The following is a 21,788-nucleotide window of genomic DNA, read 5'->3' as shown; positions in this document are numbered from 1 at the left end:
CAAAACGCTTAAGTGATAAGTCTAGTTTAAGCTAGCTAGAACGCTTTGTACTCAATCTTCAACCGTTCTATTTTATCGAATGTTTAGGCCGTGATTTCGCGTTATTCTTTTGTAAACTTCCTTGTTATTCTGCCTCCATCAGCAAAGCGTTTGCGTCTTGTGTTAGCCGTATAATCTTGACGTTTCACGCACCGCTTTGCTCAACCGATAGGAGAGCAGCAATGAAAGTATTAAGTCAGTTTTCCGCCAAAGCCGCGATGGATGGCGATGGGGTCAATATTCGCCGTGTCGCCGATTTTGTGACGACTAAATTTGATCCTTTCTTGATGATCGATGAAATTAAATCCGATGATGAACAAGACTTTATTGGCGGTTTCCCCGCACATCCCCATCGTGGGATGGAGACCTTCACTTATATTCGCAAGGGCGGCTTTGAGCACCGTGACCAAATGGGCAATGTGAAGGCGATCCGTGCAGGCGATGTGCAGTGGATGAGTACTGGGTTCGGGGTAGTGCATTCTGAAATGCCGCTGGCCGATGCGGTTGATGGTCTGCATGGGTTCCAAATTTGGGTCAACATGCCTGCCAAAGATAAGTTGCGCCCCGCGACGTACCAAGATACTGCGGGTAGTGCGAGCGTTGAAGTGACTAATGACACAGGTGCTAGCTTAAAAGCCTTAGCGGGTGATTGGGGCTTTAAAGATCAACCGCTGATTAGTGCGACCATTCAAGGATTAGCGGGCGAAGCTGCTATTGCTGATTTGAGCTTAGCGCCAAACGCTGAGGCTACGCTTGATTTGTCTCAACATGAGTTGGTGGCTTTGTATTTATATCAAGGTGACTTAAGCAAGGGTGAAGATTCACAATGGTCACATCATCAGGGCGAGTTTTTAGTGCTCGATAGTCAAAGTGTGATCAAATTTAAAGCTGATGAGCGCGGCGCTGGCATGTTACTGTTTGCGGGTAAACCTATCCGTGAAAAAATTGTCCAGATGGGCCCCTTTGTGATGAACACCCAAGCAGAAATTCAACAGGCGATCCGCGATTATCAAGAAGGGCGTTTTGGCCACATCGCGTAATTTATTAAATTAGCCGCACTGAGTTAATTCTGAAGCTAAATCTAAGCCCTGACTTCTAGCAGGGCTTTTTTGTTGCTGTTCAATCCTGTGGTTTGCATTGCTTAAGGGCTTAGGTAAAAGTCGCGCTTTGTTGCTACAATAGCCGTGCTTTTGGGTTGAGCTGGCTTAGATTTTTAATCTAGCCTAAAGCTAACCTTAATGTAAATAAATCAGTTAAATCGATAAGTAACGCAATTTCAGTAACCTAGCAGCCGCTTCGTTACCTACCACAGGATATTCACCTTGAGCAACTCTGATACTAAGCCTAATCCATCAATGGCTTTTTCGACTCTTAAGCTAAAACCCGAACTGCTTGAGAACCTTTCTTCTATGGGCTACAACGAGATGACGCCAATTCAGGCGCAAAGTTTGCCGCCCATTTTAGCGGGGCAGGATGTGATAGGTCAGGGTAAAACTGGCTCGGGTAAAACGGCCGCTTTCGGCCTAGGGTTACTGAACAAGTTAGATGTTAAACGCTTTCGTATTCAAACCTTAGTGTTATGCCCAACCCGCGAGTTGGCCGACCAAGTGGCGCAGGAAATCCGTACCCTTGCCCGTGGTATTCATAACGTTAAAGTGCTGACACTTTGCGGCGGCGTGCCTATGGGGCCACAGGTTGGCTCGCTGGAACACGGCGCGCACATTATTGTCGGTACGCCGGGTCGTATCGTCGATCATTTAGATCGCAATCGCTTAGATTTAAGCAATCTCAACATGTTAGTGCTTGATGAAGCCGATCGCATGTTAGAAATGGGCTTCCAACCCGCCCTCGATGCCATTATCGAACAAGCTCCGCGTGAGCGCCAAACGCTGCTATTTAGCGCAACGTTCCCTGAGCAAATTGAATCGATTGCTAAGCAAATCATGTATGAACCGACCATGGTTAAAGTGGAAGGTAATCACGACAGCTTAAGTATTGCTCAGCATTTTTATCACTTAGACGATGACAAGGCGCGCATGCAAGCGCTGCAATTATTGTTGTTAGAACATAAGCCTGAAAGTGCGGTAGTGTTTTGTAACACTAAGCGCGAAACCCAAAAAGTAGCCGATGAGCTTGAAGAGTTAGGCTTTAGCGTATTGGCTCTACACGGCGATTTAGAGCAAAGAGACCGAGACGAAACTCTGCTGCAATTTGCTAACAAGAGTGCTTGTGTGCTGGTGGCGACCGATGTTGCTGCCCGTGGTTTAGATATCGATGCGCTCGATGCTGTGTTTAACTATCACGTTGCCTACGACACCGAAGTCCATATTCACCGTATCGGTCGTACAGGCCGTGCGGGTAGTAAAGGCGCCGCTTATACCTTCTATAACGACCAAGACGGTTACAAGATTGCCTTGTTAGAAGAGTACTTAGATCGCGAAATCACTAGCGAATCATTACCATCTGAAAGCCTGCTCGGTAACACGCCCGCCGCGCCAACCATGATCACTTTGCAGATCGATGGCGGTAAGAAAGAAAAGCTGCGTCCAGGGGATATTTTAGGTGCACTGACGGGGGATAACGGTATTGAAGGCTCGCAAGTCGGTAAAATTCAAGTAACCGATTACCGCGCCTATGTGGCGGTTAATCGTCAAGTCGCTAAAAAAGCGTTGAACAAACTAACGGGCGGCCGCATTAAGGGCAAATCTTACCGTGCTTGGCCGATGAAATAAGACATATAAGCTGAATAAGGTTAATTGAGAGCCGACTCGATAAACCTAAGCAGCGGTGATTTAAGGGGAGTGGACTTAGGTTCATTCCCTTTTTTATATAAAAAATCCGAATGTATTAAATACATTCGGATTTTCATTTAGGCCAATAAGCGGCTAACTGAGTGTTTTATACCAACAATCGTTATTAGTCATCAAAATTGCCTTTTCAGTCGATTTACTGGTTATTTCATACGGCGGCGAATTGCTGCCAAAGGTAATAAAAAGGCTGTTAACCAACCCAGTGCACCGCCACCTGACGACTCGACTTTTTTAGCATTCACAGTAATCGTTGCAGTACCTGGATCACTCTCAAGTTTTCCGTCAGAAGCGGTCACTGAGAAAGTGAATACGTGGTCGCCAGCAGGAGCCGCGAAGTTAATTTTGCTACCACCATTGGTAAATGCGACTTTAGTGCCACCAGTTTGTACCCAGTTATAGGTTAACGTGTCGCCGTCAGCATCTTTCGCATTGGCCTCGGCTGTGACAACATAGCCTTCTGTGCTGACCATACCTGCCGGTGAAACCGTGGGTTTTGTATTATTAATCAATACAGTTACCGTTGCAGGTGCTGAAGTGTTACCCATAGTGTCCAGTGCAACAACTTCAACTTCTATCGTTTTGCTTTGTTGATTAATCACGGCGTCAGTACTTAAACGTACCGTGCCATCCTTATCGACTATGACCATACTGCTGCTAGAACCTAAGGTCACAAACTCAGAGAACGGGCTGGTAATCATATCAGGGTCGGTTGCAGTTAATGTACCTATAACAGTACCTGCTGCGGCACCTTTATCCACTGAAAGTGTCACGTCTGCTACTGTTGGTGCAGAGTTACCTTCATCTGAAGTATTGGCTGTAACTGACATAGAACCTGAATCGGATAAGAGCATAAAGCCGATTGCATTGTCGCCAACTTCAGCTTTTAAGGTTGCACTTGCACCTGGTTTTAGCTCAGTGACTTCATTACCTTCGGTATCAAGGAGCATGGCTGAGGTGCCTGAACCATCCAATAGCAATGTTGCAGTTACACTGTCTTCATCGCCTGAGGGGGTTGGCGCCCAGTCATTATCTTCAGTGCGAAAACGAACCGTGATAGTTTTACCTAAATCGGCTTGAGTTAGCCCTAAATCTTCAAAACAGGCGGTGCTAGTTAAAAAGTCATTACCTGTCACGTGGTACACAGGTTCTAATATCGTACCTTCATCGCCATAGGGAGAGACTAAGCCATAAATGACTTTAGGATAAGCTTCATTAAACCAGTTCAAATTGGCTGTGGCTACGGTGTAATCCCACTCGCCATCATTATTGAGGTCATAATCGACTGAATAATTACCCGCTAAAGGATGAATAATCGGATCGCGCATTTGGAAGGTGTTATAAATCGCAATACCTGCATTACATGAGCCATCTACTAAAGTCTCACTTGATACATTGAGCAAGTCGTGACGCTTGGTGATATCTACTGGGCTAGTTGCTAACAACGGCGCTGTAAATGGATCGCTAATGGATGTTGCACCTACGTTGGTGAGTGTACGCACTAAACCATCGGCAGTTTTTTCGGTAGTCACAGATATGGCTGCCGCTGCTTTCGGTAAAATGTGATAAACCAAATGTAATGCTTTTTCTTCGCCATCCATGAATTGAATCGCGCCATCGTATTCTGATAGCGTAAGTGCTGTTGATGCATCCTCAGCAGTGCCATCAAGCTCATAGGATGATGTGAGCGTCCATTCAGGCAGCTTTGTTGGGTCAATCGTTGCGGTCACATCGAAGCTAACCGTTTGTCCCGCTGGGATTGTCACACTTGCTGGTAATTCAAAGCTCAGCGCTCCAGAATCGATATCATTTTGGAAACGTTGCTCGGCTTTGAGCGTATAGGTTTTCTCTGCAGTGGAGAAGTTTTTTACTGAAACCGTTTTAGTGACTGAAGTGGTTTTATTGAGAGCGAGCAAACCAAAGGCTAATGCGGCTTGTTTTGTCTCTTTATTCCACGCGATAACAGGTAAATTAACTGCTTTTTCAATATCGACTAAACCTGAACCAATATAACTAATCGGTGCTAATTCGGCATCGGGATTAATCGATTTGGGTTCAAGTGTTACGTCTAGATTTGCGGCGTTCATCATCGTTGCTTTAATTTCAAAGGCATTACGATGAGGTAAGGCTTCACGTACGATACTGATAGCACCGGCTGTGATAGGGCTAGAGAATGAAGTACCACTAATTGGAGTTAAGCCATCACCTTTACCGGGTTCAGCGGTAAGGATATCGGTACCTGGAGCGGTAATTTCAGGTTTTAAAGTACCCGCAATAGAAGGGCCGCGTGATGTAAACGTAGCAATAGCACCCGCTGTCGTCACTTCAGTTGATGAAATACTAAAGGCAACATCGCCCGCAGCAAGAGCTGCTTTAATCGCATCACCGTCTTCTTTTGATACCATGACAGATGGAATGGTGATGCTATCATCCTCACCACCCATCACTATGGTGCCCGCAGCATTGTTTGCCACTACGACAAATGATGCCCCTTTAAGCTGAGCATTTAATACTTTAACGGCAAAGCCACATACACCACGATCGATTAGTACCGTTTTACCGGTTAAATCTTCAGTGTATGCGAGGCAACCATCCGTATTGGCGGCAGGATAGACCATTGGCGCTGTTGCATTGGTAAAACTGTACACATTTGATGTATTAAATCCGGCACCAATAGCATCAACAGCCCCGCCCATGAACATGGCATCTATTTTGCCAACTTTAGTGGTGGGGTGTGTCATCGCTCCAACTGATAGGGCACTATTGGTGGTACTCGGGCCGCCAACGATAAAAGGGGTTGCGCCATCGTTACCCGCAGAAATAACCAAGTTAACGCCAAGCTGCACCATTTCATCGATTAATACTTGAACGGCGCCGCCATCGGTATCACCAAAATCGCCGCCTAAAGACATGTTGACAGTATCAACGCGATCACTGATGTCTCCATCGCCATTAGGGTCCATTGCCGCTTCAAGAGCATTGAGCTGTGCAATACCTGAACAAGTTTTTTCACAAATAGAATAAACCAATAGTTCAACGTCTGGTGCAACACCTACGACAGAGTGACTAACATGGGTACCGTGGTTAGTCGTGGCGTCAATGGGGTTAGGATCGTTATTAACAAAATCCCAACCGCCAATCACTTTACCTTGTGGCCAATTAGGCGCTTCACTCTTAGCCGCAACGGCAGTGTTATAGTCAGCAATTAAGCCCGAACCGCCCAGCGCTTTGTGAGTGTAATCGACCCCTGTATCAAGAATGGCAACACGCTGACCTTTCCCTGAGGCAACGCCTGCTTCAATAACGGCTTTGGCTTTTATGTATTCAGCACTGGCGTCAACATTAAGCTTGTAGTCATAGACAGGTAATATCTCGGCGACTTCAGGATTTTTGAGTAAAGAGGTGATTTTTTTATAATCGCCCTGAACGATAATGGCGTTAACTAATTTTGACGTCGTAGCCACAACCTTAATATCGGCATCCATGCTCTGAATGGCATTTTTCACTTTTGATTGTGAACTTTCGATATTGCTCATTGCTGACTGACGATTAACCCCTTTTAACTGACTCTGTTGGGCAATCGAAGGCGCTTTTAAGCGGATCAGCCAAGCAGAGGCTTGTTTTTGATCATTGCTTTTACTTTTAGTGACACTGAGACCCGCATACTTATCCGTTGTTTGGTTAGTTGTATTGTATTGGGTGGGTGTACCGGCAAGTGCTGCGCCAGATAATAGGGCTGCAGAGATAGCGATTGATAGTTTCGTTTTCACAACTTCTTCCTTGTCAATTAATACGTTAGCACTTTATTTTCTAAAGTGCTGACGGTCGAATTGTTATAGTTATGCTTCGCTCTTTGGCGATAGCAATAGAAGTTGTAACACGGAAAGATAATATAGTTAACAGTTTGTAGCGAAAAAGATGTAAATCACACTTTGCCGTATTTTGTGTTGTTTGTGTGTTTTTTGATGATGTTAAGTTATGGCTTAACGGCTCTTACTATGGGGTTTTGTAGACTAATTAAGGTTTCTGTTGACTGGATTTCATCAATGGATTGAATGCGATTAATCAATACATGTTGTAAACCATCGATGGATTGGCACATAACCTTTACAAAAATACTGTAATTGCCAGTGGTATAGTAGGCTTCAACGACCTCTTCTAAGGCATTAAGTTTTGCAATCGCGGCAGGATAATCGCCCGCACTCTTCAGATTGATACCAATAAAACAACACACGTCATAGCCGAGGGCTTTGGGATTTACCGTGATCTGTGCACCGGTAATAATGCCCGCTTGCTTCATTTTTTCGACGCGCACATGAATCGTGCCAGCACTGACGCTAAAGCGTTTTGCAAGTTCAGCAAATGGCGTGCGCGCATCTTGCATTAGGGCTTCGAGGATATGGTTATCAAGTTGATCGCGTTGAAATGCGGTATCCATAATTAAATTCTCTATAACGTAATGAATTGTCATCAAGTTACGTTTTTTTCTAGAGAATTGCTATAGCATTTAGGTATATTCGCCGCGATTAGTGATCATTGTTCGCCTTGTGGCTCGCAAAAGGGAGCTTCAGCGTTAAAAGTCATACTGATTGCTGAATATGGGTGTTTGATGGTGAGCTCTGCAGCATGCAATAACAAGCGAGGTGCTAATGATTTTGCCAGTGGATCAGCATAAAAACCATCCCCTAAAATAGGGTGACCCAGCGCCATCATGTGTACGCGTAATTGATGTGAGCGACCAGTGATGGGGGTGAGTTTGACCAGTGTTGAGCGTTTGGCACGACTCAATACTTGGTAGTGAGTCAAAGATGGTTTGCCCACAAGATGATCGACCTTTTGTTTAGGCCGATTCGGCCAATCACAGATCAGTGGATAATCAATACTGCCAGTATCATGTTTGATATGACCAGCAACTCTAGCAAAGTAGGTTTTGCTGGTTTCTCGATCATGGAACTGGCGTTTTAATTCACGCTCAGCACTACGGATTAAGGCCACAACAATCACACCAGAGGTTGCCATATCCAGTCGGTGCACAATTTGGCTATGGGGATATTCGGCTTTAACGCGGGCATAAACACTGTCGTAATGGGCAGGCGAGCGACCGGGCACAGACAACAACCCCGAAGGTTTGTTAATCACGATAATGTCTTTATCTTGATAAAGGATATCTAGCCAAGGAGTGGTCGGTGGTTGGTATATAAAGTCAGTCATCATGAGGCCTATTCGTCAATGCGCGGCAAAGATACCCTGCTAGGCCTGAGGGTGCAAGTGCAGCGCCTAAAGATTGCCAGCGACATGAATCTTTCAGAGATACCTAAAGCACAGAAGTAAAGCGTATTAGTTGATGATTTGCTGATAGAGCTAAATTTTAGATTTTGTTATACTCACCTCCTTTTCGTTATTGATGATTTTGAGCCTGTAAAGCCATGAGCCAGCCAGATATTTACACCCCTGAGAATCTTTCTCACGTTCATAACCGCCTTGAGTTATTGGCGCCTGCAAAAAATGCCGATTATGGTATTGAAGCCATTCGCCATGGTGCCGATGCGGTTTACATTGGTGGCCCAGCATTTGGCGCACGGGCAACGGCAGGCAACAGTGTTGAAGATATCGCGCGTCTGTGCACTTATGCTCATCAATATCATGCGCAAGTATTTGTTGCTCTCAACACTATTTTGATGGATGACGAACTGAGCGCCGCCGAAAAACTGATTTGGCAATTGTACGAGGCAGGGGTTGATGCGTTAATCGTACAGGATATGGGCGTGTTGCAACTTAACTTGCCACCGATTGCCCTGCATGCCAGTACCCAAATGGATAACCGCAGCCCAGAAAAAGTAGCATTCTTAGAACAGGTTGGCTTTTCTCAAGTGGTACTCGCCCGTGAACTGGGCTTAAGCCAAATCCGTGATGTTGCAGCACACACTAATATGCAACTCGAGTTTTTCATTCATGGCGCGCTTTGCGTGGCTTACAGTGGTTTATGTAATTTAAGCCATTCTTTTAGTAATCGCAGCGCTAACCGCGGTGAATGTTCACAAATGTGCCGTTTACCGGGCAATCTTAAGACTCGCCAAGGTGATGTATTGGCACAAAACGAACATTTACTGTCCTTAAAAGACAATAACCAAACCGATAACCTTGATGCGTTAATCGATGCCGGTATTCGCTCGTTTAAAATTGAAGGTCGCTTAAAAGATTTAAGCTATGTTAAAAACGTCACCGCGCATTATCGCCAAAAGCTCGATGAGATTATCGCGCGTCGCCCAGAGTTTAAGGCGTCGTCCCATGGTCGTTGTGAGCACAGCTTTATTCCTGATCCCGAAAAGACCTTTAACCGTGGTAGTACCGATTATTTTGTTAATGAGCGTAGCCAAGGCATTAAAGATTTCCGTTCGCCTAAATACATAGGTGAAGAAGTGGGTAAGGTCATCGGTATAGGTAAAGACTTTATCCAAGTAAGCTCAAGCCATGAGTTTAATAATGGTGATGGTTTAGCATTTTTCCCAGCTAACTTTGCCACGGCAAAACAGTCCGACGATAAGTTGCAAGGCTTGCGGGTTAATCGTGCCGAAGGGCTTAAATTACATGTGTTGCAAGTGCCACGGGACTTAAATGTCGGCATGACACTGTATCGTAACCATAACCAAGCCTTCGAAACCCAGTTAGCCAAGGAGTCATCTAAACGGATTATTGGTGTTGATTTACGTTTGACTGACACCGATGATGGCCTAGCACTGACATTGACTGATATCTATGGATTAAACGCCACCGTTAATTTAGCGGTCGACAAAACGCCAGCCACCGATATTGATAAAACGTTGCAAAATACTCGCACTCAGTTGGGTAAACTCGGTAGTACCGACTTTGTTGCCCGCAGCATTAGTATCGATACCGCGCAGGCATGGTTCTTGCCCGCCTCAGTGCTTAATGGTCTACGCCGTGAAGGCGTTGCAGCGTTAGAGGCCGCCCGTGTGCAAGGTTATGTGCGTCCACTGCCGTGGAAACATAATCAAAATGCGGTGTATCCGGTTAAACATTTGAGTTACTTAGGCAACGTAGCAAACGAAAAAGCGAAAGATTTTTATCAACGCCACGGCGTGATTGAAATCCAAGATACCTATGAGAAGAATGGCGTAACAGAAGACGTACCATTAATGGTCACTAAGCATTGTTTGCGTTTTAATTTCAATTTGTGCCCGAAAGAAGTGCCGGGAATTAAAGCCGATCCTATGGTGCTTGAAATCGGTAACGATGTGCTTAAGCTGGTGTTTGATTGTCAAAAATGCGAAATGATGGTGGTGGGTGAGAATCGCCAAGTCAGAGGTAAAAAGGATCTCTGGACTGAAGCTTAAGTGAAACGGCTAACATCTTAAAGAATAAAAAAAGTGCGCTTAATAGCGCACTTTTTTTATATTTATTTTATAAGTCAGAAATAATTAGGGTCAGCATGAGATTGTTGGATACTTTGCCCACAAAACAGTAAAAATATATGTTTAGAGCATTCTATGTACTACTTAATCTAAAGTGATTTTTATTTGAACAATGAATCGATTTTATTATTCATAGGGGCTGATTAATTGCACCCGTTCGTCCAATTAATAAAATATCCGCATTACAGTAGCACTTTGTTGAGCACCCGTTGCCAGTTGCCGCCCATAAAACGGTCGCGATCAGTAGCTTTAAAACGCGCCTTAGCTAAGGCATCGTCGATACGACTCATGCGCTCAATATGGTTAAGCTCAGGGATCACCACATGTCTTGGCTCTGCATCGAAACCAAGTACACCTTTTGCTCGCAAGCTATACCACCATTGCTGATATTCTTTAATACCTTGGGTATTGTCGTTATCCAGTGCTAATAGGTTTTCTTGGCCACGCAGCGGGAAATCATTGGCGATTGCCACGCAATCGACACCGCCAATGCGCGACACGTATTCTAACTGACGAATATAATCGTCAATCGTAGGCACAGCATTATTGGTGAGCCAAAAACTCATCATAAACACACCAAATACGCCGCCGCTATCGCCAATGGCGCGGATCACTGCATCGGGAGAACAGCGGGCATTGTTTACAATACCGCGCGCCGCGCCATGACTTTGTACAATTGGTGATTTCGTTATCTTAGCGACATCTAATGCGGTTTGGGCGCTAGAATGACTCACATCCACCAAGATGTTGGCGTGATTGAGTTTGGCGATAAGCTCGCGTCCGTGGGCGGTGAGCGGATTATTAAGCCCACCATTGGCGTTGCTATCTAACGCGCCTCCCGCAAAGGTATTGCCATAATGGTGGGTAAGTTGCAGTACACGCAGACCTTGCTGATGGAACTCATCCACTCGCGCCCATTGGTTAGCGTCACTGTCTGCTTCGACGCAATCAGCCCCTTGGATTTGAAAAAATACCGCAGTGCGCTTGCTATCGCGGGCGCGTTGAATATCTCGTCCTCTCAAGCCTTGCAGTAAAATATCAGGACTTGCGCTTACCCGTTTAGCGGCTTGCTGAATGCTTTCCATGCAGGCTTTATAGGTGCGTTTATAGTTTTGCGTGCCATCGGCTTGTTCTATGGTCTCAATGGCCGAAATATCGCAAACATAGGCATCGAGTTTAGAGGCGGTTACATCACTTAAGTCATCGGGAAGAAAAGATAGACCATCAACATATATCCGCCTTTGTTCGGCGGCAAAGCTAGGTAAACTGGCGAGTGGGCTTAACAGGGTTGCTGCACCAAAACCTTTAAGGAGAGTACGACGGTAGTGATTGACTGCCTTGATGGGCATGCTTGGTTCCTATCAATAACGCAAATGTATCTTCTTTATACCTTTTTGGGATGTAGAAGTCTTTGATTAAATCCCTTTGTTGGCCTTTGTCCCTGAGCTAGATAGGTGATAACTGGCGATTAGCAAGTCGCTTTATCTCTGGCTTATCGCTGTTAACTAACTCCTTTGTCTATGATTATCTCGTGGCTTCAACCATAGCGTTTGCCAGTGAGTTAAGGCCGTTGGTACGCGATGGGCTGAGCTGGCCTTCTAGCCCTAGTTGTTTGAAGTAAGCCGTAGGATCAAAAGCTTGGATCTCATCGCGGCTTTTACCATGGCAGGCGCCAAGTAATAATCCGATCAATCCTTTAACGATACGGGCGTCACTGTCGGCTAAATAATAGTGTTTGCCTGCTTGCTCTAGATGATAAATCCACGCATCACTTTCACAGCCTTTGACCTGCGCTGCATCTACGCGAAACTCAGGGCTAAGCTTTGGTAAGTCTTTCCCTAACAGCATTATTTGACGATATCTTTCTTGCCAGTTAGGTGCCTTGGTAAAGCGCGTTAGCAAGGTTTCTGCACCTTGCACCGCATAGTGAAAATCTGCCTCGTTTGGTATCGGCATAATCGAGTCTGTCATTGCGCTACATCCTATCTTACTTATTTGAGCATCCTATACGTGGCATGCGGAGTCACGGCTAAATACTGCTTTATAGTAGTAAATCTTTTACCGAGGCTAACGCGGCAATAAAGCGGTCGATATCGTCTTTATGGGTGTAAATACCGATAGAGGCGCGGCAACAGCCCTTAAGGTTCAAACTGTGCATTAATGGCATGGCGCAGTGGTGGCCGCAGCGTACGGCTATGCCTTGTTGATCTAATAAAATGCCCACATCTTGATGATGTTCATCGGCAAGATTAAAGGCGACGACGCCGATATTGTCATCAAAGGCACCGTATAAGTGCACTTCACCGAGTGCGTGTAATTGGCATTGTAAATAGTTAAGCAGCTCGGCTTCATAGGCTTGAACTTGCTCCGTAAGCTCGGTTTGTAAAAAGGTAATGGCCGCACCTAAGCCAATTACTTCGGCAATTGGCGGTGTGCCCGCTTCTAAGCGGTTCGGCAGGCTACCAAATTCTGTTGCTTCAAAGCTCACGCGTTTAATCATCTCGCCGCCAGTTAATAATGGCGCGAGATTATCTAACACGTCAAAACGGCCGTAAAGCACGCCAACGCCCGTGGGACCGTACATTTTATGCCCAGAGAAGACGTAAAAATCACAATCGATTTCAGTCATATTCAGCGTTAAATGTGCAACTGCCTGCGCGCCATCAACTAAGGTGATGGCGCCTTGGGCTTTGGCTAACTGCACTAACTGAGCCACGGGATTGACTGTGCCTAGTGCGTTAGATACATGACATAGGGCAACGATTTTAGGCTTAAGTGCTAACAAAGCTTGATAGGCATTGATATCTAAGCGGCATTGTTTATCTAGTGGAATCGGCTTAATCACTGCGCCTGTGCGTTTTGCCAGTTCTTGCCAAGGGACAATATTGGCGTGGTGCGCCGCCGAGTCGATTAAAATCACATCGCCTGCGGTTAATTGTGCGGTTAATCCAAAAGCAACTAAGTTGATTGATTCAGTGGTGCCGTGGGTAAAAATGATTTCTTCGCGGCGTTTGGCCTTTAAAAAATGTTGTAATTGGTCGCGCACTTTTTCATAGCTTAGGGTCGCCCGCGCCGATAGCTGATGCGCCGCACGGTGCACATTAGCATTGTCGTTGGCGTAATATTGCGCCATCGCATCTAACACTATTTGTGGTTTTTGGCTGGTGGCCGCCGTGTCGAGATAACATAAGGGGTAGCCATCAAGCATCTGCTTTAAAACAGGAAATTGTGCACGGATGTTTGCGTTGTGGGGTGTTAGCAAGGCAGATTGAGTCATGGATGAGACTAAGGCAATGAAAAAGGCAAATAGATCTTCTGTTATCTGCAATATGAATGCAAGTGTTAGAGGATTTGCTAGCCCAGCAATAGTGTTTGTAGGTTTATGCCGTTATCTTTTTGCTTAATTCCAAACTTTACACTGATTACAAATAGCGACACCGTTATATAGGTCATGCGTTTTTCTACTTTTGCAGATACTGCATGACTGACCGTCAGTATTTTCATCTAAGGTTGCAGCATGTTCTACTTGGGGGATTTCCTGCGGCACTACCTCTGAGCCACAATGTTTACACCTTCGGGCCGCGCATTTTATTTCTTCAGCGCATTCTGGGCAGTCACGATAAAGTGATTTATCTTTTTGAACATTTTCATTTGGGTGTGCTTGAGCTTCATTTTTCGCGATTGCAGGCATACAAGCAACGCAAATAATGCCAATCAATGGGCTCACAATAAATGAGATGAAGAACCATAGAACGGCTGATCTGTTTTTACTCGAAGCTATAATTGCAGTGACAAAACATAGCATTAGCCAAAAAAATATATAGAACATGATAAGGTCCATTTAATCAATTGAGGTGTCATTCTACCGCTGAAAGCCTATGGCATCAGGTGGATTTACCTGATGCCATAGTTGCACTATTTAACCCGATTTAATCCGATTTAATCCGATTATCGACTATGGACAAGGTAATCTAAATTTCTCGGACAGTTGGTTTAAGCGCACGAGCAACTCAGGCGATAGCATAATGTTGAGGCTGTCGATATTTTCTTTGAGTTGGTACAAATCTGTGGCACCGATAATGTTAGAGCCGACAAACTTACGTGAGTTAACAAAAGCTAATGCCATTTGCGCGGGCGTAAGCTTAAACTCGCGCGCCAAATCGACGTAGGCCTTGGTGGCCTCAAGCGCCATTTGTGAGCCTGTGTAACGGGCGAAACGCTTAAATAAGGTGAGGCGAGCGCCTTCGGGCCATTGATCATTGCAGTATTTGCCAGTTAAGGCACCAAAGGCCAGCGGCGAATAGGCGAGTAGTGGCAGGTCTTCACGGTGGCAGATTTCACTCATACCCACTTCAAAACTACGATTTAGCAAGTTATACGGGTTTTGCACACTGACAATACGCGGTAAGCCGTGCTTTTCGGCGAGTTGCAGGTACTTCATCAACCCCCACGGAGTTTCGTTCGACACCCCGATATAACGCACTTTCCCTTGTCTGATAACTTCCGCTAGGGCTTCTAAGGTTTCGAGAATGGGCGTTTGTTGTTCATCATCTTGCTGTTCGTAAAATAGCTCACCAAAAAAGTTGGTATTACGATCGGGCCAATGGATTTGATAAAGATCGATAGTGTCTATTTGCAATCGCGCTAAAGATGCATCAACGGCTTGATGGATATTGTTCCAGTCCAGCGCCATATTTTTACGAATATAATCACTTTTTCCGCCAGGTGCCGCAATTTTAGTGGCGATAACCAGATCGTCACGGTTGCCCCGAGCCTTAATATATTGGCCTAAAATCCGCTCTGTTTCCCCTTGGGTTTCTGGCTTTGGCGGTACAGGGTACATTTCCGCCGTGTCGATAAAGTTGATGCCATTGCCTATGGCGTAGTCCAGCTGTGCAAATGCTTCGGCTTGGTTATTTTGCTCGCCCCAAGTCATAGTGCCCAAACAAATTTTACTGACCTCGAGATTGGAATTCGGTATGCGTCTGTATTCCATCTACTTCTCCTACTGAAACTATCTTAGTTTGAGGCTACCAAGCTTTTGCTGTAAAGCAAAGGTTAAACCATAGGCAGAAATGTTAATACGCTAAAAAATGACCAGTAAACTCATCCTTTTTATGCTCCATTAAAGGGGGAAGTTGGTTGTAATTTGTTCGCCGAGATACCGTTTCAACGCCTTGACGACTTTATTGGGATAGAAGCGTGATTTAGGGCTTATTTCACCAATATTCTGGTCAACTAAATCAGACTTAACGCATTAATTAATAAATGGTTATAAAACTACATTTACAATGTATGTGCCGGTAAATATGTCGATCAACATCACACTTAATAATAAATTCATGTATTTAACTTACGAATTGGCGGCAGAGTGTGACGCCAATAGCGGAATTTCTGTTCACAAAGCTATACCCTAAATGTATCTAAAAATTTTTTATGGTTGATATTTGTGATGGCAGATTTTTCAAACCAAATTGTAACGATTAAAAAAGGTCTTAATTTACCCATAGCGGGTGAGCCTTTACAGATCATTGAACCCAGCAATAAGCCATCTCTAGTGGCCATAATGGGCGAAGAATATATTGGCTTAAAACCGACGATGTTAGTCGAGGTGGGTGACAAGGTTCAAAAGGGTCAGCCATTATTTGAGGACAAGAAAACGCCTGGCGTACTGTTTACCGCGCCAGCCAGCGGTGAAATTGTCGCTATTAATCGGGGTGATCGCCGAGTGCTGCAATCTGTAGTGATCCGTTGTGATGGCTTAGATGTGCAGCAGCAGATCCGATTTGACATTCATGCCGATGTTTCAGCGTTATCTAGAGAAGTGATTCAAAAGCAACTGCTAAATAGTGGCTTGTGGACGGCTTTACGTACTCGCCCTTTTTCTAGGGTGCCGGCGGTAGATGCCATGCCAGCGGCTATTTTTGTTACCGCGATGGATACCAATCCCTTATGTGCTAATCCACGATTAATTATTGCCGAGCAAGCCGAGGCTTTTAAAGTGGGATTGCAAGTGCTGAGCCGTTTAACCGAAGGTAAAGTTTACCTGTGTCAGGATAAAGGTGAAGCCATTGTCAGCGAGTCATTGCCGCAACTTGAGGTGCGCCGTTTCGATGGTGTTCATCCAGCAGGTTTAGTTGGCACCCATATCCACTTTACTTTGCCCGTGAGTTTAGCGCGGCAGGTATGGCATATCGGTTATCAAGACGTGATTGCCTACGGAAAATTATTCCAAACTGGCGAGTTGTATACTGACCGCGTTGTAGCCTTAGGTGGCCCTAGCGTGCTCAATCCCCGCCTTTTACGCACCCAGTTGGGCGCTGAGTTAAGTCCCTTAGTCGCCAATGAAATCAAACCCGGCAATCAGCGCGTGGTATCAGGCTCTGTGCTATCAGGCCATACCGCTAAAGATGTGCATGACTTTTTAGGCCGATTCCATAACCAAATCTCAGTATTAGCTGAAGATGCACACCATGAAATGTTGTCTTGGGTACGCAGTGGTACAGATAAGTTCTCTATCACCCGCGCCGTGACTTCACGTTTGTTTGGCGCAACTAAGCTGTTTGAGTTTACGACGCATCAAGGCGGTTCTGCGCGCGCCATGATGGCCTTTGGTCAGCTTGATCGCGTTATGCCTCTAGATATTTTACCCACCTTATTAGTGCGAGACTTAGTCGTGCGTGACACCGATGAAGCGCAAGCTTTAGGGGCATTGGAGTTAGATGAAGAAGATCTGGCGCTGTGTACCTTTGTATGTCCCGGCAAATATGACTTTGGTAAAGAATTACGTGCCTGTCTAGATGTTATCGAGAGGGAAGGTTAATGACCAAACAAGTTAAAAAACCTGATTTACAGGAAGCCACTGATTTACAGCAAGCGACTGATTTACAACAAGCCACTGACTTACAACAAGAGTATTACGCCACCGGTAAGTCAATGAAGGGCTTTTTGCGCTCATTGGTGATAGCAAATGGCCGCAGTACTAAGGGTAAAGTGCATGTGCGTGATGCGATTGACGTAAAACGCACCATGACGCTGGTGGGCATATGTTTGTTACCTGCTATTTTATTTGGCTTATACAACATTGGTCTACAGGCTCAAGTCGCGCTAGCAAGTGGTTTAGCGACTCCCGACATCTGGAAACTGGCTATTTTTAATAGCTTGCTCGGTGGTCTTAGCCAAGACACTGGCGTACTGGGCTTATTTCTCTATGGCCTTAGCTTTTATCTGCCAATTTACCTCACTGCACTGCTCACTAGCCTGTTTTGGGAAGTGGTGTTTGCACGGGTACGCGGCCAAGAATTACATGAAGGTTTCTTTGTAACAGCACTACTGTTTACCTTGATTTTGCCGGTATCGACTCCGCTGTGGCTAGTCGCTATGGGGATTTCCTTTGGTGTAGTGGTGGCTAAAGAGCTGTTTGGCGGTATGGGGTATAACTTCCTCAACCCTGCATTGGCAGGTCTTGCCTTTATCTATTTTGCTTATCCGTCAGAAGTCGCCACGGTACAACAGTTAGTCGCTGTTGATGGTTTTACTGGCGCAACGGCGCTGGCGCAAACCGCTGCGGGTAAACTGAGTTTTGCTGATTATTCATGGTTTAGTGCCTTTAGTGATCCTAATTGGTTGAATAACTTTTTGGGCTTTACCGTGGGGGCGATTGGCGAAACCAGCACGCTGGCAATTTTGCTCGGTGGACTGATGCTGCTTATCACTCGTTTAGCGGACTGGCGTATCGTTGTTGGCGTGATGCTGGGCATGATAGTAACGGCAACTATTTGTAATTACATTGGTTCTAGTAGTAATCAAATGATGCACATGCCGTGGACTTGGCATTTGGTGACAGGCGGTTTTGCGCTGGCGATGATGTTTATGGCTACCGATCCGGTGACGACCTCCTATACCCGCCAAGGTAAATTTGCCTATGGTGCCTTGATTGGTTTTATGACTGTACTCATCCGTGTGGCAAATCCAAAAATGGCAGAGGGAGTCATGTTAGCGATTTTGTTCGCTAACCTTTGGGCGCCGTTGTTCGATTATTTGGTGGCCCGCGCCAACATCAAACGGAGAATTAAACGTCATGGAATTTAAAAAAGATACTGTAGCGGGGACTATGGTCTTCACCATTACGCTTTGTTTGTTGTGCTCTTTTATGATTACAGGCACCGCTGGCATATTAAAAGAACGTAAAGTGGCTAAAAAGCGCGACGAAGTACAACGTTATGTGCTGATGGCCGCCGATGTAGATTTAGGTCAGGGCAATGAGTTTAGGGAGATTTTCGCTAAATCCGTTCAGCCCTTATTGATCAACCTAGACACAGGTAATGTGGACTCAGACGCTAACGTACTCGATTTTGATGAGCGTATGGCGGCGATTAATCCTGAGACATCAAGTACACCTAAAAAAGATATCGCCAAGATTAAAACCCGTGCGAACGATGCCCGTGTGTTTAAAGTATTAGATGCCAACGGCAAGTTAACCAGCGTGGTGGTGCCTTTTTATGGCAAAGGTTTGTGGTCTATGATCTACGGCTATGTGGCGGTTGAACCCGATTTCAACACCATTAAAGGGCTAGTCGTTTACGAGCACGGCGAAACCCCAGGTATCGGCGATTTTTTAACGGATCCTAAGTGGATGTCACTGTGGAAAGGTAAACAATTGTTTGATGAAAAAGGTAAGTTTTCGATACGTCTTGTGAAAGGCGGCGCTAAACAAGGCGATGTTCACGGCGTGGATGCGGTGAGTGGCGCAACCATGACAGGTCGCGGCGTGCAGCGGGCAATGGAGTTTTGGTTTGGCGTGGAAGGGTTTCAAACCTTTTTCAACCAGCTGAAAGCGACGGCCGCGCAGGGTGAATTGCAAGGTGAGTTGGGAGAGGCAAAATGAGTAACACTTTATCCATGCGTGACATGCTAACCGGGCCAGTGTTTGCCAATAACCCCGTTGCGATGCAAGTGCTGGGCGTGTGCTCGGCACTGGCGGTCAGTAACTCAATGCAAACCGCAGTGGTTATGACGCTGGCGGTAACCTTTGTGTTGGTGTTTTCTAACCTAATTATCTCCGCTATCCGTAACTTTATCCCTAACAGTGTGCGTATTATCGCGCAGATGACCGTTATCGCCTCTTTGGTGATTATCGTCGATATGGTATTGCAGGATGTGGCTTATGAGCTATCAAAGCAACTATCTGTATTTGTAGGGTTAATTATTACCAACTGTATCATCATGGGGCGAGCAGAAGCCTTCGCGATGAAATATCCACCGCATTTAGCGGTTGTCGATGCACTCGGTAATGCCACAGGTTATGGCTTGATTTTGATAAGTGTGGCCTTTGTGCGTGAGCTACTAGGTACCGGTAATTTGTTCGGTCATCCGATATTTACCACCATTGAAAACGGCGGCTGGTATTTACCCAACGAGATGTTCAAGCTACCACCGAGCGCCTTCTTCCTAATCGGTGTGTTGATTTGGACCATCAATGTGATCCAGCGGAAACGGGGTTAAGGAGCTGATATGGAACATTATATAAATCTATTTTTGCAGGCTACTTTTATCGACAATATGGCGCTGTCGTTTTTCTTGGGCATGTGTACCTTCTTGGCCGTGTCTAAAAAGGTGTCTACCGCCTTTGGTTTAGGCGTCGCCGTGATTGTGGTAATGACCTTAGCTGTGCCGTTAAATCAGCTGATTTACGTCAAAGTGCTTGCGCCCGGTGCATTGTCTTGGGCGGGTTTACCCGGTATCGATTTAAGTTACCTGCAATTGATCACTTTTATCGGTGTGATTGCGGCGTTAGTGCAAATCCTGGAAATGTTTTTAGATAAATACATTCCTAGCCTGTATGACTCCCTCGGGATTTTCCTGCCTTTACTCACAGTAAACTGCGCGATTTTTGCTGGAGTGATTTTTATGGCTAACCGTGACTACAACTTCGGTGAGTCAGTGGTGTTTGCTATGGGCTCGGGTGTCGGCTGGGCGGTAGCGATTGTGCTGCTGGCCGGACTGCGCGAAAGAATGAAATTCAATGCGATTCCTGAGGGCTTACAAGGTATTGGTATTACCTTTATCACCACAGGTTTAATGGCGCTGGGCTTTATGTCTTTCTCTGGGATCTCGTTGTAAAGAGCTGCAGGCGAACCATTAGCTGAGAAAGCGTAACCGCATTCTTTTTAGAAAGAGCTAGAAAAGGGTAATACGATGGAAATGGCAATTGGCATAGGCATGTTTACGCTTGTAGTGTGTCTGTTGGTGATAGTGATTCTACTCGCCAAAAAACAATTAGTGACAACGGGTGAAGTCACTATCGGCATTAATGACGACGCTGAAAAAAGCATTAAAGTTGCGGCGGGTGACAAGTTGCTCGGCGCGTTAGCAAGCCAGAGTATTTTTATTCCGTCAGCCTGTGGTGGCGGCGGAACCTGTGGCCAGTGCCGCGTGACCATTAAATCGGGCGGCGGGGATATTCTGCCGACCGAAATGGGTCATATCACCAAGAAAGAAGCCAAAGAAGGTTGTCGTCTCGCTTGCCAAGTATCGGTGAAAACCGATATGGAGCTAGAGATCGACGAAGAAATTTTCGGGGTGAAAAAGTGGCCATGTAAAGTGATCTCTAACGATAACAAAGCAACGTTTATCAAAGAGTTATTACTCGAATTACCCGAAGGTGAAGATGTTCGCTTTAAAGCAGGTGGCTATATTCAAATTGAAGCACCCGCCCATGTGGTGAAATACGCTGATTTTGATATTCCAACAAAATACCGTGGCGATTGGGATAAATACGGCCTGTTTAACATTGTCTCGACCGTCAACGAAGAAGTGTTGCGCGCTTATTCTATGGCCAACTATCCCGATGAAAAGGGCCGCATTATGCTCAACGTGCGCATTGCAACGCCGCCATCGCCCAATGTACCGCCGGGTAAAATGTCATCTTATATCTTCAGTCTGAAAGCGGGCGATACCGTGATCATCTCCGGACCATTTGGTGAGTTCTTTGTAAAAGAGACCGATGCTGAAATGGTGTTTATCGGTGGCGGCGCGGGTATGGCGCCTATGCGGTCACATATATTCGATCAGCTTAAGAGCAAAAAAACCACCCGTAAAATGAGCTTCTGGTACGGCGCCCGTTCAACCCGTGAAGTGTTTTACCAAGCAGATTTTGACGCCCTAGCGGCTGAGAATGAAAACTTCGTTTGGCATGTGGCGTTATCTGAGCCCTTGCCTGAAGATAATTGGACGGGCTACACCGGCTTTATTCATAATGTGATTTATGAGAATTATCTTAAAAATCATAAGGCACCAGAAGATTGTGAGTACTACATGTGTGGTCCTCCAATCATGAACTCCTCAGTGATTAAAATGCTTGAAAGCTTAGGTGTTGAACCCGAAAACATCCTACTCGATGACTTTGGCGATTAGCAGTTAAACGCTTAGATTAAAGCTTGAAACTAAAAACTCGCGTTAAGTAAGGAAACTTAACGCGAGTTTTTTTTGTTTTGGCTATTAGGAGGGA

17 protein-coding genes are annotated in these 21,788 nt (G+C 45.5%); 9 read left to right on the top strand and 8 right to left on the bottom strand.

Translation table 11 applies throughout. The features are described from left to right. Positions 1 to 221 precede the first annotated feature (221 nt). Together C9I43_RS12290 and dbpA are read left to right on the top strand one after the other, a co-directional pair. Positions 222 to 1,079 carry a pirin family protein gene (locus C9I43_RS12290; RefSeq protein WP_076497652.1) on the top strand — a complete coding sequence of 286 codons (858 nt, stop codon included), beginning with the start codon at positions 222 to 224 and terminating at the stop codon, positions 1,077 to 1,079. A gap of 315 nt (positions 1,080 to 1,394) precedes the next feature. Continuing rightward, positions 1,395 to 2,771, top strand: coding sequence for an ATP-dependent RNA helicase DbpA (dbpA, locus tag C9I43_RS12285; RefSeq protein ID WP_076498041.1), 1,377 nt, complete (start codon positions 1,395 to 1,397; stop codon positions 2,769 to 2,771). Between the two features lie 221 nt (positions 2,772 to 2,992). Here dbpA and C9I43_RS12280 read toward each other — a convergent pair whose 3' ends face one another. The 3 genes from C9I43_RS12280 to rluA all read right to left on the bottom strand — a co-directional run bounded on the left by C9I43_RS12280 (position 2,993) and on the right by rluA (position 8,057). After that, on the bottom strand, positions 2,993 to 6,616 hold the full coding sequence (locus tag C9I43_RS12280; protein WP_107883634.1) for a S8 family serine peptidase: 3,624 nt from the start codon (positions 6,614 to 6,616) through the stop codon (positions 2,993 to 2,995). Positions 6,617 to 6,822: 206 nt separating this feature from the next. Beyond that, positions 6,823 to 7,284 carry a transcriptional regulator AsnC gene (asnC, locus tag C9I43_RS12275; RefSeq protein ID WP_006080290.1) on the bottom strand — a complete coding sequence of 154 codons (462 nt, stop codon included), beginning with the start codon at positions 7,282 to 7,284 and terminating at the stop codon, positions 6,823 to 6,825. A gap of 95 nt (positions 7,285 to 7,379) precedes the next feature. After that, positions 7,380 to 8,057, bottom strand: a complete 678-nt coding sequence (gene rluA / locus C9I43_RS12270) for a bifunctional tRNA pseudouridine(32) synthase/23S rRNA pseudouridine(746) synthase RluA (protein WP_076497648.1) — start codon at positions 8,055 to 8,057, stop codon at positions 7,380 to 7,382. 215 nt (positions 8,058 to 8,272) lie between these two features. On the opposite strand from rluA, the gene C9I43_RS12265 reads away from it, so the two are divergent. Beyond that, positions 8,273 to 10,201 carry a peptidase U32 family protein gene (locus C9I43_RS12265; RefSeq protein ID WP_107883633.1) on the top strand — a complete coding sequence of 643 codons (1,929 nt, stop codon included), beginning with the start codon at positions 8,273 to 8,275 and terminating at the stop codon, positions 10,199 to 10,201. Between the two features lie 260 nt (positions 10,202 to 10,461). On the opposite strand, the gene C9I43_RS12260 is transcribed toward C9I43_RS12265, so the two are convergent. The 5 genes from C9I43_RS12260 to C9I43_RS12240 form a co-directional block, all read right to left on the bottom strand. Then, a complete protein-coding gene (locus tag C9I43_RS12260; RefSeq protein ID WP_076497643.1) occupies positions 10,462 to 11,628 on the bottom strand; it encodes a membrane dipeptidase in 1,167 nt (388 codons plus the stop codon). Between the two features lie 175 nt (positions 11,629 to 11,803). After that, the gene (locus C9I43_RS12255) at positions 11,804 to 12,250 is read right to left on the bottom strand and encodes a SufE family protein (RefSeq protein ID WP_107883632.1); all 447 of its coding nucleotides are present in this window, start codon (positions 12,248 to 12,250) and stop codon (positions 11,804 to 11,806) included. 70 nt (positions 12,251 to 12,320) lie between these two features. Next, positions 12,321 to 13,556 carry a cysteine desulfurase gene (locus C9I43_RS12250; RefSeq protein WP_107883631.1) on the bottom strand — a complete coding sequence of 412 codons (1,236 nt, stop codon included), beginning with the start codon at positions 13,554 to 13,556 and terminating at the stop codon, positions 12,321 to 12,323. A 123-nt stretch (positions 13,557 to 13,679) separates the two neighbouring features. After that, positions 13,680 to 14,108 (bottom strand): hypothetical protein, encoded by a 429-nt coding sequence (locus tag C9I43_RS12245; RefSeq protein ID WP_107883630.1) that lies wholly within the window; start codon positions 14,106 to 14,108, stop codon positions 13,680 to 13,682. Between the two features lie 126 nt (positions 14,109 to 14,234). Then, complete coding sequence (locus C9I43_RS12240) at positions 14,235 to 15,275, bottom strand: NADP(H)-dependent aldo-keto reductase (protein ID WP_107883629.1); 1,041 nt, start codon at positions 15,273 to 15,275, stop codon at positions 14,235 to 14,237. Positions 15,276 to 15,731: 456 nt separating this feature from the next. On the opposite strand from C9I43_RS12240, the gene C9I43_RS12235 reads away from it, so the two are divergent. The 6 genes from C9I43_RS12235 (at position 15,732) to nqrF (ending at position 21,694) form a co-directional block, all read left to right on the top strand. Continuing rightward, positions 15,732 to 17,102, top strand: a complete 1,371-nt coding sequence (locus C9I43_RS12235) for a Na(+)-translocating NADH-quinone reductase subunit A (protein ID WP_107883628.1) — start codon at positions 15,732 to 15,734, stop codon at positions 17,100 to 17,102. After that, complete coding sequence (locus C9I43_RS12230; protein WP_107883627.1) at positions 17,102 to 18,370, top strand: NADH:ubiquinone reductase (Na(+)-transporting) subunit B; 1,269 nt, start codon at positions 17,102 to 17,104, stop codon at positions 18,368 to 18,370. Before C9I43_RS12235 ends, C9I43_RS12230 begins: the two co-directional genes overlap by 1 nt. Then, positions 18,360 to 19,166, top strand: coding sequence for a Na(+)-translocating NADH-quinone reductase subunit C (locus tag C9I43_RS12225; protein WP_076497631.1), 807 nt, complete (start codon positions 18,360 to 18,362; stop codon positions 19,164 to 19,166). Before C9I43_RS12230 ends, C9I43_RS12225 begins: the two co-directional genes overlap by 11 nt. Further along, complete coding sequence (locus tag C9I43_RS12220) at positions 19,163 to 19,783, top strand: NADH:ubiquinone reductase (Na(+)-transporting) subunit D (protein ID WP_076497629.1); 621 nt, start codon at positions 19,163 to 19,165, stop codon at positions 19,781 to 19,783. Before C9I43_RS12225 ends, C9I43_RS12220 begins: the two co-directional genes overlap by 4 nt. Positions 19,784 to 19,792: 9 nt before the next feature. Then, on the top strand, positions 19,793 to 20,401 hold the full coding sequence (gene nqrE / locus C9I43_RS12215; protein WP_076497627.1) for an NADH:ubiquinone reductase (Na(+)-transporting) subunit E: 609 nt from the start codon (positions 19,793 to 19,795) through the stop codon (positions 20,399 to 20,401). Positions 20,402 to 20,476: 75 nt separating this feature from the next. Further along, positions 20,477 to 21,694, top strand: coding sequence for an NADH:ubiquinone reductase (Na(+)-transporting) subunit F (gene nqrF / locus C9I43_RS12210; protein ID WP_107883626.1), 1,218 nt, complete (start codon positions 20,477 to 20,479; stop codon positions 21,692 to 21,694). Positions 21,695 to 21,788: the final 94 nt, after the last annotated feature.

Source organism: Shewanella morhuae, assembly GCF_003028295.1.
Classification (GTDB): Bacteria; Pseudomonadota; Gammaproteobacteria; order Enterobacterales; family Shewanellaceae; genus Shewanella; species Shewanella morhuae.
This window is presented reverse-complemented; position numbering and strand designations above follow the sequence as displayed.